Annotated in this window: 11 protein-coding genes; 2 read left to right on the forward strand and 9 right to left on the reverse strand. The window is 71.8% G+C overall.

From position 1 onward, the window contains the following. Window positions 1-7: 7 nt before the first annotated feature. The 8 genes from AC31A1_RS12415 to AC31A1_RS12450 form a co-directional block, all read right to left on the reverse strand. Window positions 8-517 (reverse strand): O-acetyl-ADP-ribose deacetylase, encoded by a 510-nt coding sequence (locus tag AC31A1_RS12415; RefSeq protein WP_489653335.1) that lies wholly within the window; start codon window positions 515-517, stop codon window positions 8-10. Further along, window positions 514-1923 (reverse strand): phytoene desaturase family protein, encoded by a 1410-nt coding sequence (locus AC31A1_RS12420; protein WP_489653336.1) that lies wholly within the window; start codon window positions 1921-1923, stop codon window positions 514-516. Before AC31A1_RS12420 ends, AC31A1_RS12415 begins: the two co-directional genes overlap by 4 nt. 142 nt (window positions 1924-2065) lie before the next feature. After that, window positions 2066-2908, reverse strand: coding sequence for an inositol monophosphatase family protein (locus AC31A1_RS12425; RefSeq protein WP_489653337.1), 843 nt, complete (start codon window positions 2906-2908; stop codon window positions 2066-2068). Window positions 2909-3024: 116 nt separating this feature from the next. Further along, a complete protein-coding gene (locus tag AC31A1_RS12430) occupies window positions 3025-4818 on the reverse strand; it encodes a gamma-glutamyltransferase family protein (protein WP_489653338.1) in 1794 nt (597 codons plus the stop codon). 35 nt (window positions 4819-4853) lie between these two features. Continuing rightward, window positions 4854-6860, reverse strand: coding sequence for a LamG-like jellyroll fold domain-containing protein (locus AC31A1_RS12435; protein ID WP_489653339.1), 2007 nt, complete (start codon window positions 6858-6860; stop codon window positions 4854-4856). A 301-nt stretch (window positions 6861-7161) separates the two neighbouring features. After that, entirely contained in the window at window positions 7162-7989 is an 828-nt protein-coding gene (locus AC31A1_RS12440) for a class I SAM-dependent methyltransferase (RefSeq protein WP_489653340.1), read from the reverse strand. Beyond that, window positions 7986-8693, reverse strand: coding sequence for a response regulator (locus tag AC31A1_RS12445; RefSeq protein WP_489653341.1), 708 nt, complete (start codon window positions 8691-8693; stop codon window positions 7986-7988). The genes AC31A1_RS12440 and AC31A1_RS12445 overlap by 4 nt, the downstream gene beginning before the upstream one ends. Further along, window positions 8690-9805: a sensor histidine kinase gene (locus AC31A1_RS12450; protein WP_489653342.1), complete on the reverse strand. Its 1116-nt coding sequence runs from the start codon at window positions 9803-9805 to the stop codon at window positions 8690-8692. Before AC31A1_RS12450 ends, AC31A1_RS12445 begins: the two co-directional genes overlap by 4 nt. 165 nt (window positions 9806-9970) lie before the next feature. Here AC31A1_RS12450 and AC31A1_RS12455 point away from each other — a divergent pair, with 165 nt between their 5' ends. Continuing rightward, on the forward strand, window positions 9971-10966 hold the full coding sequence (locus tag AC31A1_RS12455) for a carboxymuconolactone decarboxylase family protein (protein WP_489653343.1): 996 nt from the start codon (window positions 9971-9973) through the stop codon (window positions 10964-10966). Between the two features lie 164 nt (window positions 10967-11130). Further along, the gene (locus tag AC31A1_RS12460) at window positions 11131-11802 is read left to right on the forward strand and encodes a hypothetical protein (RefSeq protein WP_489653344.1); all 672 of its coding nucleotides are present in this window, start codon (window positions 11131-11133) and stop codon (window positions 11800-11802) included. A 29-nt stretch (window positions 11803-11831) separates the two neighbouring features. Here the strand turns inward: AC31A1_RS12460 and AC31A1_RS12465 are convergent, their stop codons facing one another. Further along, window positions 11832-13388, reverse strand: coding sequence for an NCS1 family nucleobase:cation symporter-1 (locus AC31A1_RS12465; protein ID WP_489653345.1), 1557 nt, complete (start codon window positions 13386-13388; stop codon window positions 11832-11834). Window positions 13389-13566 lie beyond the last annotated feature (178 nt).

Here is a 13566-nt window from a genome sequence, read left to right on the forward strand (position 1 = left end):
CCGTTGGTCAGCGCACCTGCCGGCCGAACGCCTCGTACGCCGCCTCATCGAAGAGCACGAACGTGACCTCCTCGACCGACGTCTCCGCCGCCCGCACCGTCTCTACGGCGATCCGCGCCGCGTCGTCCATCGGCCAGCCGAAGATGCCGGCGGACACGGCGGGGAACGCGACCGTACGGGCGCCGAGTTCGTCGGCGACGTGCAGGGACTCGCGGTAGCAGGAGGCCAGCAGTTCCGAGCGGTCCTCCTCACGGGAGTACACCGGTCCCACGGTGTGGATCACCCACCGCGCGTCCAGTTCGCCCGCCGTCGTCGCGACCGCCTTGCCCGTCGCCAGGCCCTTGCCGTAGTGCGAGGCGCGGAGTTTTCGGCAGTCCTCCAGGATCGCGGGGCCACCCCGGCGGTGGATCGCGCCGTCGACTCCCCCGCCGCCCAGGAGGGAGGAGTTGGCCGCGTTGACGATCGCGTCGGCGCTCTGGCGGGTGATGTCACCCCGGACGAGGGTGATGGTGGTCATGACTGCCTCAGCCGGCGCCAGACGGCCTTCGCCGCGTTGTGTCCCGACATGCCGTGCACTCCGGGGCCGGGCGGGGTCGCCGAGGAACAGATGAAGACGGCCGGGTGCGGAGTGCCGTACGGGGAGAGGGAGAGCTTGGGGCGCAGCAGGATCTGGAGTCCGGTGACCGCGCCGGTGCCGATGTCGCCGCCTACGTAGTTGGCGTTGCGGGCGGCGAGTTCGGGCGGGCCCGCGGTCGCCCGGGCGAGGACGCGGTCGCGGAAACCCGGGGCGAAACGCTCCAGTTGGCGTTCCAGGGCGTCCGTGAGGTCGCCGGTCCAGCCGCTGGGGACATGACCGTAGGCCCAGAAGACCTGTTTGCCGGCCGGGGCACGGGTGGGGTCGACGATGCTGGGCTGCACGGTGATCATGAACGGCCGGTCGGGCGCGCGGTTCTCGCGGGACGCGGCGCGCAGGGCGGTGCCGATCTCCGTGCTGTCGGCGCCGATCTGGACCGTGCCGGCGGTGCGCGCCTCCTTGGCGGTCCAGGGCACCGGGCCGTCCAGGGCGTAGTCGACCTTGAACACCCCTGCGCCGTAACGGTAGTTGGCGTAGTAGTCGCCGAAGCCCGCGATCTTCGCCAGGGCGGTGGGCGAGGTGTCGAAGACGTAGGCGCGGGCCGGCGGGAGGTCGTCGAGGCGCTTGACCTCGTAGTCGGTGTGGATCTCGCCGCCGAGGTCCTTCAGGTAGGCGGCGAGGGCGTCCGAGATGGACTGGGAGCCGCCGCGGGCCACCGGCCAGCCACGCGCGTGTGCCGCCAGGGCGAAGACCAGGCCGATCGCGCCGGTGGCGAAGCCGCTGAGCGGGGCCATGACATGGCCGACCAGTCCGGCGAACAGGGTCTTGGCGCGCTCGTCGCGGAAGCGGCTGGTCAGCCAGGTCGACGGGGGCAGGCCGGCCAGTCCGAAGCGGGCGAGGGTGACCGGGTCGCGCGGCAGTGCGGTGCGCGGCAGGGACATGAAGTCGCGGACCAGGGTGTCCCACTTGGGGAGGAAGGGCTCGACCAGCCTGCGGTACGCCCCCGCGTCGCGCGGTCCGAACGACGCGGCCGTCTCCGCGACCGACCGCGACAGCACGGCCGCGCTGCCGTCGGTGAAGGGATGCGCCATGGGCAGCTCGGGGTGCAGCCACTCCAGGCCGTAGCGCTCCAGCGGCAGGGCGCGGAACGCCGGGGAGTTGATGCCGAGCGGGTGCGCCGCCGAGCACGGGTCGTGCCGGAAACCGGGGAGGGTCAGCTCCTCGGTGCGGGCGCCCCCGCCCACCGTGTCCCGGGCCTCGAACACGGCCACGGAGAAGCCGCGCCGGGCCAGCTCCACGGCGGCCGTCAGTCCGTTCGGCCCCGCACCCACCACGACCGCATCGAGCATCGACGGCACCTGGGACCCCTTCGTCAGCCGGTGACAACCAGGGCCTGTCGTCAAATTCCCGCCTGTCAGGCCCTGGGGTCAGGATATGCCGCGGGACCGACAACCCCGGGGCCAGCCCGTCCAGTGTGCGGAACCCGTGACCCTACGACGCCCTCAGCAGCTCCATCACGCGCTGCGCGGTCGCCGCGTCCCGGGCCGCCGTGAACGGCAGCGCGTTGCCACCGGTGATGCGGAACGGCTCGCCGGTGAGCGTGAGGTGGGCGCCGCCCGCCTCCTCGACCAGGAGCAGGCCCGCCGCATGATCCCAGGCCGCCTCCCAACTGAAGGCGACGGCATCCAACTCGCCCCGGGCGATGGCGAGATACTCCAGGCCGGCCGAGCCGCACGGGCGCGTGCGCACGCCGTCCGTCCACAGGCCGAGCAGGGCGCGCTTCTGGGCGTCCGTCGTGTAGTCCGGGTGCGAGGTGGCCACTTCCAGGTCCCGGGCGGGGTCCGGGGCGCCGGAGCGCAGCCGTACGCCGTCGAGGAAGGCACCGCCGCCCTTGACGGCCGTGGCCATCTGGTCGCGGGCGGCCGCGTAGGTCCAGGAGGCGAGCAGCTCCCCGTGCCGGGCGAGCGCGACCAGGGTGCAGAAGCCGGTCTCGCCGCGCACGAACTGCCGTGTCCCGTCGACCGGGTCGACGATCCAGACCGGGGCGTCGCCCTGTATCGCCTCGTACGTCTCCGGGTCGGCGTGCACCGCTTCCTCGCCGACGACGACAGAGCCCGGCAGGAGGGAGCCGAGCATCTTCGTCAGGTATCGCTCGGCGTTGCGGTCGGCGTCCGTGACCAGGTCGTGCGGGCCGCTCTTCTGGTCGACCTCGTGCGCCGCGAGCTGCCGGAAGCGGGGCATGATCTCGGTGGCGGCCGCCTGGCGGATGGCCTCTTCGACGTCGGTGGTGTGCTGTACGAGAAACTCGTCGATGGTTTCGGTGTCTTCGATCATGCCTCCATGAGAGCACGCGTCACTGACAATCCCCACCCGCCCGGTGCACACCGGGTGGAATCACCATGAACACCCGGCGCCGGAGATCACTGCGAGCCGGTCCCTCCCACGGCGGCTCAGCGCCCCACGGCGTACCCCTGCATGCCCCGCGGATTCGCCGCCGCCGACAGGATCCCGGCCGCCGGGTCCCGGGCGACCGCGCACAGCCGCCCCTCGGACCAGGCGTCGCCGACGGTCACGTCATGTCCGCGCCGCCGCAGCTCCTCCACGACCGCCTCGTCCATGCGGGACTCGACCGTCACGCTCCCCGGTCGCATGCCGCGCGGGTAGAAGGAGCCGGGGAAGCTGTCGTTGTGCCAGTTCGGGGCGTCGATCGCACCCTGGAGGTCGAGTCCGCCGCGCGTCGTCGCGCGCGTGGCGACCGCCAGGAAGAAGTGCAGCTGCCACTGGTCCTGCTGGTCCCCGCCGGGCGTGCCGAACGCCAGGACCGGCACGCCGTCGCGCAGGGCGATCGACGGTGTGAGCGTGGTGCGCGGACGGCGGCCCGGAGCAAGGGAGTTGGGGAGGCCGGGTTCCAGCCAGGCCATCTGGAGCCGGGTGCCGAGGGGGAAGCCCAGCTCGGGCACCACCGGGTTGGACTGCAGCCAGCCGCCGCTCGGCGTGGCCGCGATCATGTTGCCCCAGTGGTCGGCGACGTCGAGGTGGCAGGTGTCGCCACGGGTCCCGCCGTCGGCACTCACCCGCGCGACGGTCGGCTCCCCCGCCCCCATCGGGTCGAACCCGGACTCCATGGGCGCCACCACGCGCGCGTGCCCGCACAGCCGCGGCGCCCGCCCTCCGGGGCTGCCCGGCCGCAGCTCGTACGACGCCTTCCCGCCGATCAGCTCCCGCCGCGCCGCGTTGTACTCCGCCGACAGCAGCTCATCCAGGGGGACGGCGTCCGCGTCCCCGTACCAGGCCTCCCGGTCGGCCATCGCGAGCTTGCAGCCCTCGACCAGCAGATGGACGTAGTCGGCGGACTCGTAGGCAGGCAACTCGGCCGGGAGCAGCGCGAGTTGCTGGAGGAAAGCCGGGCCCTGGCTCCAGGGGCCGGCCTTGCAGAGCGTCCAGCCGCTCCAGTCGTACGTCGCCGGTGCCTCGTAGGACGCGGACCAGGAGGCCAGGTCTGCGGCCGTGAGCGTGCCGGTGTGGCGCTCGCCGCTGGTGTCCATGGTGGGCAGGGCGGACTGCCGTACGAGGGCCTCGGCGATGAACCCGGACCGCCACACCTCCCGCGCCGCCTCGATCTGGGCCTCCCGGTCCCCCGACCCGGCGACCTCGGCGAGGAGCCGCTTCCAGGTGGCCGCGAGGGCGGGGTTGCGGAACAGTTCGCCGGGCCGGGGTGCCTTCCCGCCGCGCAGGTACACGTCCGCCGACGTGGTCCACTCCGTCTCGAACAGCTCCCGCACGGCCTCGACGGTCGCCCCGACGTTCTCCACGCACGCGTGGCCGTCCTCGGCGTACCCGATGGCGTACTTCAGGACGTCGGCCAGGGACTTCGTGCCGTAGTCCCGGAGGAGGAGCATCCAGGCGTCGAAGGCGCCGGGGACGGCCGCCGCGAGGGGTCCCGTACCGGGTACGAGATCCAGACCGAGTCCCCTGTAGTGCTCGATCGTCGCTCCGGCCGGGGCGACGCCCTGGCCGCACAGCACCCGCACCTCCCCGCCCGCCGGGGCGAGGAGGATGGGCACCTCACCGGCGGGTCCGTTGAGGTGCGGCTCCACGACGTGCAGGACGAACGCCCCGGCGACGGCGGCGTCATACGCGTTGCCGCCGTCCTCCAGGACGGCCATCGCCGACTGCGAAGCCAGCCAGTGGGTGGAGGACACCATGCCGAAGGTGCCCTGGAGCGTGGGTCGGGTGGTGAACATACGGAAAATCTACCGACCCGGGGAGCCGGCGGAACCTAGGCGTTCATGAACTGGCCCGGCCGCAGCGCCCGGTTGGTGATGCGGACGTCGCCGATAGTGCCGTGGAAGACCTGGCTGACCGCGCCCGCCCACTGGTAACCGCCCAGCAGGAACGGCATGTTGAGGGTGGTCAGGCCGACGGCCGTGCTGGTCGGGTTGCGGCCCTCCTCGCAGCCGTTGACGTAGAGCTTGCTGACGCGGCCGTCGTTGGCGACGGCAACGTGCCACCACTCCTCCTGCTGGAGGAGGTGGCTCCAGGCGGTCGTGGCGCCGTTCTGGTTGAGCGGGTAGGCGTTCCACTGGAGTTCGATGGAGCTGGACAGGCTGATGGTCAGGACGGGTTCGTCGGCGGTGGCGGAGGGGCCGTTCTTGCCCGCCTGGGCCGCCGTGCCCGCCCGGCTGAGCATCGAGGACCAGCCGTTGCGGCCGCCGTCCCAGTCCGCGGGGACCTTGAAGAAGACCTCGAAGGTGAAACCGCGGTCGAAGGTCTCGCGGTTGAGCGGTGCCTGGTCGACGGTCTGGAGGTACGCGCCGCTGACCGGATTGCCCTGGCCCGCGAACATCAGCCCCGCGTGGGCGGGTTGGTCCGGGTGGTGGTCGCCGGTCCAGGTGAGCGCGTGCGCCGGGGTGCCGGGGACGGTCTTCAGGACGAGGTCGTTGCCGTGGCCCGCCTGGTCCTTGACGACCGTGCCGGAGGCGACATCGCTGCCCGCCGTACCGCCCTCGTCGAACCGCCAGTAGGCCAGCGTGCCCGGCAGCAGCATCCGGCGTGCGGGGCGGGACTTGCGCGGCGGCACCGGCGCGAACCCCGCGAAGCGCTTCTCGAAGTCCATCTCCATCGAGAAGTAGTCGACCTTCGACGTGAGTTCGAGTTCCTTCGCCGCGAGGGCGTTCAACTCGCCCTGTTCCGCCAGCTCGCGGATCCACGGCGAGAAGGTCGCGACGTCGATCATGCCCCGGTCGAGGTCGAAGCGGTAGGAGCGGATCATGCCCGCGCCGCCGTAGTAGCGGTCCTGGTAGTTGGTGATGTGCAGGTGGACGTCGTTCCCCGCGCTGTTCTTCAGCACCGTGCTGCCGGGCGGCCAGTAGTGGCCGTTGAGGGTGAGGAAGATCTGGTCGTTGTCCTTGATCAGGCCGTCCCACAACTGCCGCCCGTAGTCGGAGAGTTCGGCCACGCCGTCCTCGTCCGAGCCGACGATCTCGTGCGTGGTGACGATCACCGGCAGCGTCGGGTTCGCGGCGATGACGGCGTTCGCCCACGCGAAACCCTTCGCCGACAGCCGCCAGTCGAGCGACAGCAGCATCCAACTCCGGCCGCCCGCGCGGTAGATGTGCGCGGTGTTGTAGCCGTCGGGACTGGAGGAGTGGTACCCGGGCGTCTTCCTGGCCCGCGCCGGGCTGAAGGTGTCCAGGTAGGGGGTACGGCCCCGCTGGTCGTCGGCGGAGACGTCGTGGTTGCCGGCCAGCACGCCGTACGAGGCGCCCGCGCGGTCCAGCATGTCGAAGACCTTGGTGACCGCCGCGTACTCCCGGGCGAGGCCGTTCTGCGTCACGTCACCGAGGTGCGCGAGGAACACGATGTTCTCGTCGTTGCCACCCGCGCGCCCCGCCGGATCGAGGACGTAGCGGAACGACGCCTCCATAGGCACCGGGTGGATGCGGTCCTGGTCGAACATGTACTGCGTGTCCGGCATCACGACGACGGTGAACCGGGGGTTGTCCGGATCCGGGTCCCACTTCCCGCGCGGCGCCGGTGACATCGTTGTCCGACCGTACGGATCGTCGTCCCTGCCAGCGCCGTTCGCGTACGAGGGAGCCGCGCCGAGCAGCCCCGCGGCGGCCGTTCCCGCACCGAGCGCACCGGCCCGGTGCAGGAACGTACGGCGGCTCGACGCGGCGACGCCGTCGCCGTCGAGGTCCGCGGTGCGGGGACATTCGCAGCCCGCAGCGTGCTGGTCGTCGTGGTCGTCGAGGCCTCTGTCACCCGCGGGCGAGCTGTCCATGTCCGCTCCCATTGCCGAGTAGAAGAACGGCGTCACGCTACGGACGGCTGCGGTACGGCGGGCTTGCGCGCCGGGTACCGGTGGCCGAACGCTCCCCCAACACCACTCGCCCCGCTAGGGCCTGTCCGGCGGATCAGGTCGCAGGAGACCGACGGCATCTGATCAGCGCCGGTGAGCGGGGCCTGGTGCGTGCAGCTGCAAGGCGGAGGAGGGCGGCAACGCGGAGCGTTGGCAACCGACGACAACGCCGCAGATGTGCGTGCCAGGCCCCGCGTCTGCGGCATGATCCGCCGGACAGGTCCTAGTCCCGGCGCCTGCCCGCCGTCAGCAGATGGCCGCTCGTGCCGAGCAGCGTGGGCTCGGACTCGATGTGGCGGGTGGCCGTCAGGACGGCCTCGCGGCGGTCCGGGTCGTCCAGCCATGCCTCGATGCCGCCCATCAGCCAGGCGACGCCTTCGAGCCCGTACTGGCCCTCGACGGTGAGGGCCGCGTCCGCGAACTCCTCGGGGGCTTCGTGCGGTTGGGCGAAGTAGGCGGTGGTGAAGAGACCGCCGTCCTCGGAGTCGTGGCGTCCCTCCTCCATCTCGCGGTCGATCCGCGCGCGGTGCGGGGCGGTGAAGTACAGCTCCTGCCTCAGCACGTCGTGCAGCCCTGCGAACCGGTTGATGGTCGCCGCGACGACCAGCCCACCCGGCCGCACCACCCGACGCGCCTCGCTCAACGCCCGTACGCGGTCGGCCCGTTCGGGCAGGTGGTACAGCGGCCCGAGCAGCAACACCACGTCGTACGAGTCGTCCTGGGCGGGCAGTGCCCTGGCGTCCCCGGCGCGGGCGGTCACCCCCGGCAGCCGGCCCGCCTGCTCCACGTGCAGCGGTACGGGGTCGACGAGTTCGACCCCGTACCCGTCCCCCGCGAGCCACTCGGCATGGACGCCGCTGCCTCCGCCGACGTCCAGGAGCTTCGCGGGGGCCGTCGGCAGCAGGCGCCGCAGCACGTCCTGGGTGCGCCAGAACTCCAGCCGGTCGGAGCCCTGTCTGAGGCGGCCGTCCTCCTTGCCCTGGGCGTAGTAGGCGAGGATCTCCTCGCGAACACGGACGGCGGGGTCTTGCGCGCGTGTCGTCTCGGTCATCGCCCCAGGGTGTGATCCGGCGCGTCCGGCTCGCAACGGGATTCCGGCGTGCGGGCCGTCACAAGCCCCGACTCGTAGGCGAACACGACGAGTTGGGCCCGGTCCCGTGCCCCGAGTTTGGTCATCGCCCGGCTGATGTGGGTCTTCGCCGTGAACGGGCTGATCACCATGTGGGCGGCGATCTCCTCGTTGGTGAGGCCGCGGGCGGCGAGCGCGGTGACCTCGCGCTCGCGGCGGGTGAGGTGTTCCAGGCCGGAGGGGGTGGAGCGGTCCGGCGGCCGGGACACGAACTCGCCGATGAGCGTGCGGGTGACGGCCGGAGACAGGAGGGCCTCGCCGCCGGCCACGATCTCGATCGCCTGGAGCAGGTCCGCCGGGTCGGTGTCCTTGAGGAGGAAGCCGCTGGCACCCGCTCGCAGCGCCTCGAAGACGTATTCGTCCAGGCCGTAGTTGGTGAGGATGACGACCCGGACCGCAGAGAGGGTGGGGTCCGCGGCGATGCGGCGCGTGGCCTCGATGCCCGTCATCACCGGCATCTGCACGTCGATCAGCGCGATGTCCGGGAGTCGGGCTCGGACGAGGGCCACGCCCTGCTCGCCGTTCGCCGCCTCACCCACCACCTCGATGCCCTCCTCGGCGTCGAGGAGGGCACGGAAGCCCGCGCGCATCAGCGCCTGGTCGTCCACGACCGCGACCCGGATCATCCCGTCTCCCCCAACGGCAGTTCGGCCCGTACCGAGAAGCCGCCCTCAGCACGCGGGGCGGTGTGCAGCGTGCCGCCCAGCGCCGCGACGCGCTCGCGCATGCCGGTGAGACCGATGCCCGGCTTCGGCGGGCAGTCGGGGTCGGCCGCTCCGTCGTCCTCCACCCGTATCGTCAAGTCCTCCTCGCCGTAGTCGAGTTGGACGTTGACCTTCGCCGGGCCCGCGTGCCGGGCCGCGTTGGTGAGGGCCTCCTGGACGATGCGGTACACCGCGCGGTCGACCGTCGCGGCAAGGGGGCGTTCCTCGCCGGTCACCGCGAGTTCGACGGCGAGGCCCGCCGCGCAGGCCCGCTCGACGAGCAGCGCGGGGGTGCCGGTGGGCTCCTCGGTGGTGCGCAGGATCTCCAGGGTGGCCCGCAGTTCGCGCATCGCCTCACCGCCCGCCTCCTGGATGGCGAGCAGCGCGGGCGGCACCTCCTCGCCGCGCTTGCGGGCGAGATGGACCGCAACTCCCGCCTGGAGCTTGACGATCGAGATGCTGTGGGTGAGGGAGTCGTGCAACTCCCGCGCTATGCGCAGGCGTTCCTCGCCCGCGCGCCGCAACGCGGCCTCCTCGCGAGTGCGTTCGGCCTCCAGGGCGCGCTGTTCGGTCTGGCGCAGATACGCCTGCCAGTTGCGGTCGGCGAGGCCGGTGACCACCGCGCACAGGAACCAGCCGGCCAGCAGCGCGGTCCGCTCGACCACCTGCTGGGTCGTCGGCCCGGTCGCGAAGTACGCCACCAGGAACACCCCGCCGCCCACGGCCGCCGTACCGCGGTGTCCCGCGCGGGCCGCCGTGTGCATGGCGGCGAAGACGGGCAGACCGGCGACCGGCCCCGGGTGGGCGTGCAGGACGTAGGCCGCCTCCGCCGCCGCGGTCACCGCGAGGACCGCCCGCGGAGCCGTCTGGTAGCACGCCAGGGCAGCCGACGCGAGGGCCATCAGCACGTAGTCGAGGGCGGTCGTGTCCGCGTCGAAGGCCGCGACGGCCACGACAAGGGCACCGATCACGACCGCGAGGGACGCGTCGGCGAGGCGCCTGCGTGGGGTCACATCGACCGGGAACCCGCTCATGTCCGCACACTAGACCGCCGCGCCGACACGGGCGTCAGCCCTGTGGACAACTCCCGGACTACTCCCCACGCAGTAGTCCGCGACGCCCCGGACCTCCCCGTCGTAGCCCCAACTGCCTTCGCCCGTACGACGACCCGGGCCACCCGGGCCGCGCACGCTGCTGCCATGCCCACACCCTTCCGGCACACCCGGCCCCCGTCGCCCAAGTCGGCCACCGGCCGCACCTCCGAGGTCTTCGAGCAGATCGCCGTCGACTTCGGGATCGAACGGCCCCCGACCTTCGCGGTCCTGTCCTCCGCCCCCGAACTCCTCGCCCCCGCCTGGGCGTTGATGCGGGAGTCGCTGATCGCGGGCGCCGGCAGCCGCACCGGCAAGGAACTGGCCGCCCTCGGTGTCTCGCTCGCCAACAAGTGCCCGTTCTGCGCGGACGCGCACACCGTCCTGCTGCACGCCACCGGCGACCACGCCCTCGCCGAGCACCTGGCCCGGGGCGGCACACCGGAGAACGAGGAGCACGCGCGCGTGCTCGACTGGGGCCGCCGGACGCGCGTCCCGGGCGCGGCCCTGACGCCGTACCCGTTCCCGCGCGAGCAGGCGCCCGCCTACCTGGGCACCGCCCTCGCCTTCCACTTCATCAACCGCATCGTGTCGGCCCTGCTCACCGAACAGCTCCTCCCCGGCAACGCCCAGCGCTTCCGGGCCGTACGGAGCCTCGCGGGGCGTTCCGTCGCCCGCACCGTGCGCCGGACCGCCGTACCAGGAGCGGCGCTCCCCCTGCTCGACGCCCCGGGACCCGGCCCGGACTGGGCCGCCGGAACCCCGGTGGGCCCGGCCTACGACGCGCTGCGTACGGCCGCGCACGCGGGCGCCGAGCTGCTCGACGCCGACGACCGGACGCTCGTACGGGAGACGCTGTGGGCGTGGGACGGTTCGCATCCGCCGGTCGTGCTGCGCGGCTTCCCGAACCGGCGGGAGCGGCCGGCGGCGCGGCTCGCGGTGCTGGCCGCGCTCGCGCCGTATCGGATCACGGAGGGGGATGTGGCGGCCTGGCGCGGGGCGCGGCACAGTGACGCGAGTCTCGTGCGGCTCGTGGCGTACGGGGCGTTCGCGGCCGTCGAACGGGTCGAGACAACCATGCGCGTGGCCGCCGCTCACGCCTGAGGCGCGGACATAAAGGGACACACAGCCCGTCGACAGTAAGGCTGCGTCACCGCACAGGCACGGAGCGAGTTCTCACTTCCGCCTCACAGGCAGTCATGTGACACTGGCCGTCCCCGTCCGCAGTGCGGACCCGCTCCGCACGCTTCCCCCACGAGAAGTGCGACTTGCGTTCTCTTCCTCTGCCGCTCGCTCTCACGGCGCGTCTGTCGCCGGTCGTCGTGCTCGCCGCGATGGGCTGGGCCCTGACGTCCGGTCCGTTCGCCGCGACGACGACCGCCGACCACAAGTCGACGCCCGAGTCCGGCGCTTCGCCCGAAGCCTCGGCCCCGTCGGCGACGACCGCGGCCAAGGCGTACGCCACCTCCCCCGCCCCGTGCGGAAGTGTGACGGTGGCGACGATCAAGTCGCTGGTGCCGGGCGCGAAGACGGCCGGCAAGGAGATCCCGTCGACGGACACGAAGGTGCGCCGCACCTGCTCGTGGAACGCGCTCAAGGGGTACGACTACCGCTGGCTCGACGTGTCGTACGAGATCACGGAATCGGACGCGGCGGCACAGAAGTCGTACACCGAGACGACTACGGAGAAGAGCGGCGGCGGGGCCGTTCCCGGGCTCGGGGACTCGGCCTACTCCATCGTGAACCTCACCACAGAGGACAAGCAGCAGACGCGTGAGGGCACGGTCGTCGTCCGCGCGGGCAACGCGCTGGTGACCATCACGTACAACGGCAGCGACTTCGAGAACAAGAAGGCGCCGAGTACGGACGTCATCAACAAGGGTGCGATCAAGGCCGCCAAGGAGGCGGTGACCGCGCTGGAGGGCGGCAAGGCCGGCTAGCCTCGGCCGCCCCCCAGGTCGCGGACTCCTTACGCCTCGACGGTCTCCGGTGCCGCTTCCGTCACGGGTGCCGTCTGCTTCCCGGTGAGCAGGGTGAGCACTACGTAGAGCACCATCGACGTGCCCAGGCCCACGGCCCAGCCGTAGTCGGCGAGCGAGGACAGGGCCGGGATGGGCCGGCCGTCGATCAGCGGGTGGAAGTCGGCGCCACCGACGGCGAGTACGCCACCCACCGCGAAGGCGACGACGGCCCGCCAGTTCCAGCCGCCGTCGTACCAGTAGCGGCCGCCCTTGCGGTACAGGTCGGCGAGGTCGAGCTTGCCGCGGCGCAGGATCCAGTAGTCGGCGATGAGGATGCCGGCGACCGTGCCGAGCAGACCACCGACCAGACCGAGCCAGGTGAAGATGTAGCCCTGCGGGTCGGAGTACAGCTTCCACGGGAAGATCAGCACCGCGAGGACGCTGGTCACGAGGGCGCCGGTGCGGAAACTGATCTTCCGGGGCGCGATGTTGGAGAAGTCGAAGGCGGGCGAGACCAGGTTGGCCGCGATGTTCACGGACAGGGTCGCGACCAGCACGGTCACCAACGCGTAGAGGAGGCCTACGACGTTGTCCGTCTTCGCCGCCAGCTGCACCGGGTCCCAGATCGCCGTGCCGTAGACCGCCTGCGAACCGGAGGTGACCATCACCGACAGGAACGCGAACAGGGTCATGGTGGTCGGCAGACCGAGCGCCTGGCCCCACGTCTGGGCCTTCTGGCTCTTGCCGTAGCGGGTGAAGTCCGGGATGTTCAGGGACAGCGTGGACCAGAAGCCGATCATGCCCATGAGCGAGGGCCAGAACAGCTTCCAGAAGCTGCCGCCCCAGCCCAGCTTGGACGGCTGGTCGAAGAGCGGGCCGAAGCCGCCGGCCTTGTCGCTCATCCACCACAGCATCACGAACGCGCCGACGAGCACGAAGGGCGCCGCCCAGTTCTCGAAGCGGCGGATCGTCTCCATCCCCCGGTAGATGATGGCGACTTGGAGCACCCAGAACAGCGCGAACGACAGCCACATCGTCCAGGCGTACCCGCCGATGTGCGAGGCGTTGGCCCAACTGTCGCCGATCAGCTTGCCGGCGAGGAAGAAGATCGCCTCACCGCCGATCCAGGTCTGGATGCCGAACCAGCCACAGGCCACCAACGCCCGCACGACAGCGGGGAGGTTGGCGCCGCGCACGCCGAACGAGGCACGCGCGAAGACCGGGAAGGGGATGCCGTACTTCGGTCCCGCGTGCCCGGTGAGCAGCATCGGCACGAGCACGATCAGGTTGGCCAGGGCGATGGTGAACACCGCCTGCTTCCAGTCCATGCCGACGGCGATGAGACCCGAAGCGAGCGTCCAGGAAGCCGTGTTGTGGGCCATGCCGACCCACAGCGCGGAGAAGTTGTACGTGGTCCAGGTGCGCTTCTCGACGGGAACCGGCAGCAGGTCGTCGTTGGCGTACGGCCCGCTGGGCAGCGGAGACCCCGGGGCGAGTTCCACCCGCCCGTCGGAGAGGGTGACTTGAGCGGTCGGCGGTATGGCCGCGGGAGCGGTGTCGGTCATGGGCAGGCCAATCAAACGAGGGGCGGATCCGGAAAGGCCGTGCGGGGGCTTGGCGGGGCCGGGGAAGGGCGGGTGCGTGCCCGCGTCGTTCGGTGCGTGCTCTCGGCGTGCCGGGCGAAGGTCCTCGTAGCGGAGCTACTTGGGCCTTCGCCCGGTGCGGCGAGAGTGCGTGCCGGGC

Source organism: Streptomyces sp. P5F9, assembly GCF_057961495.1.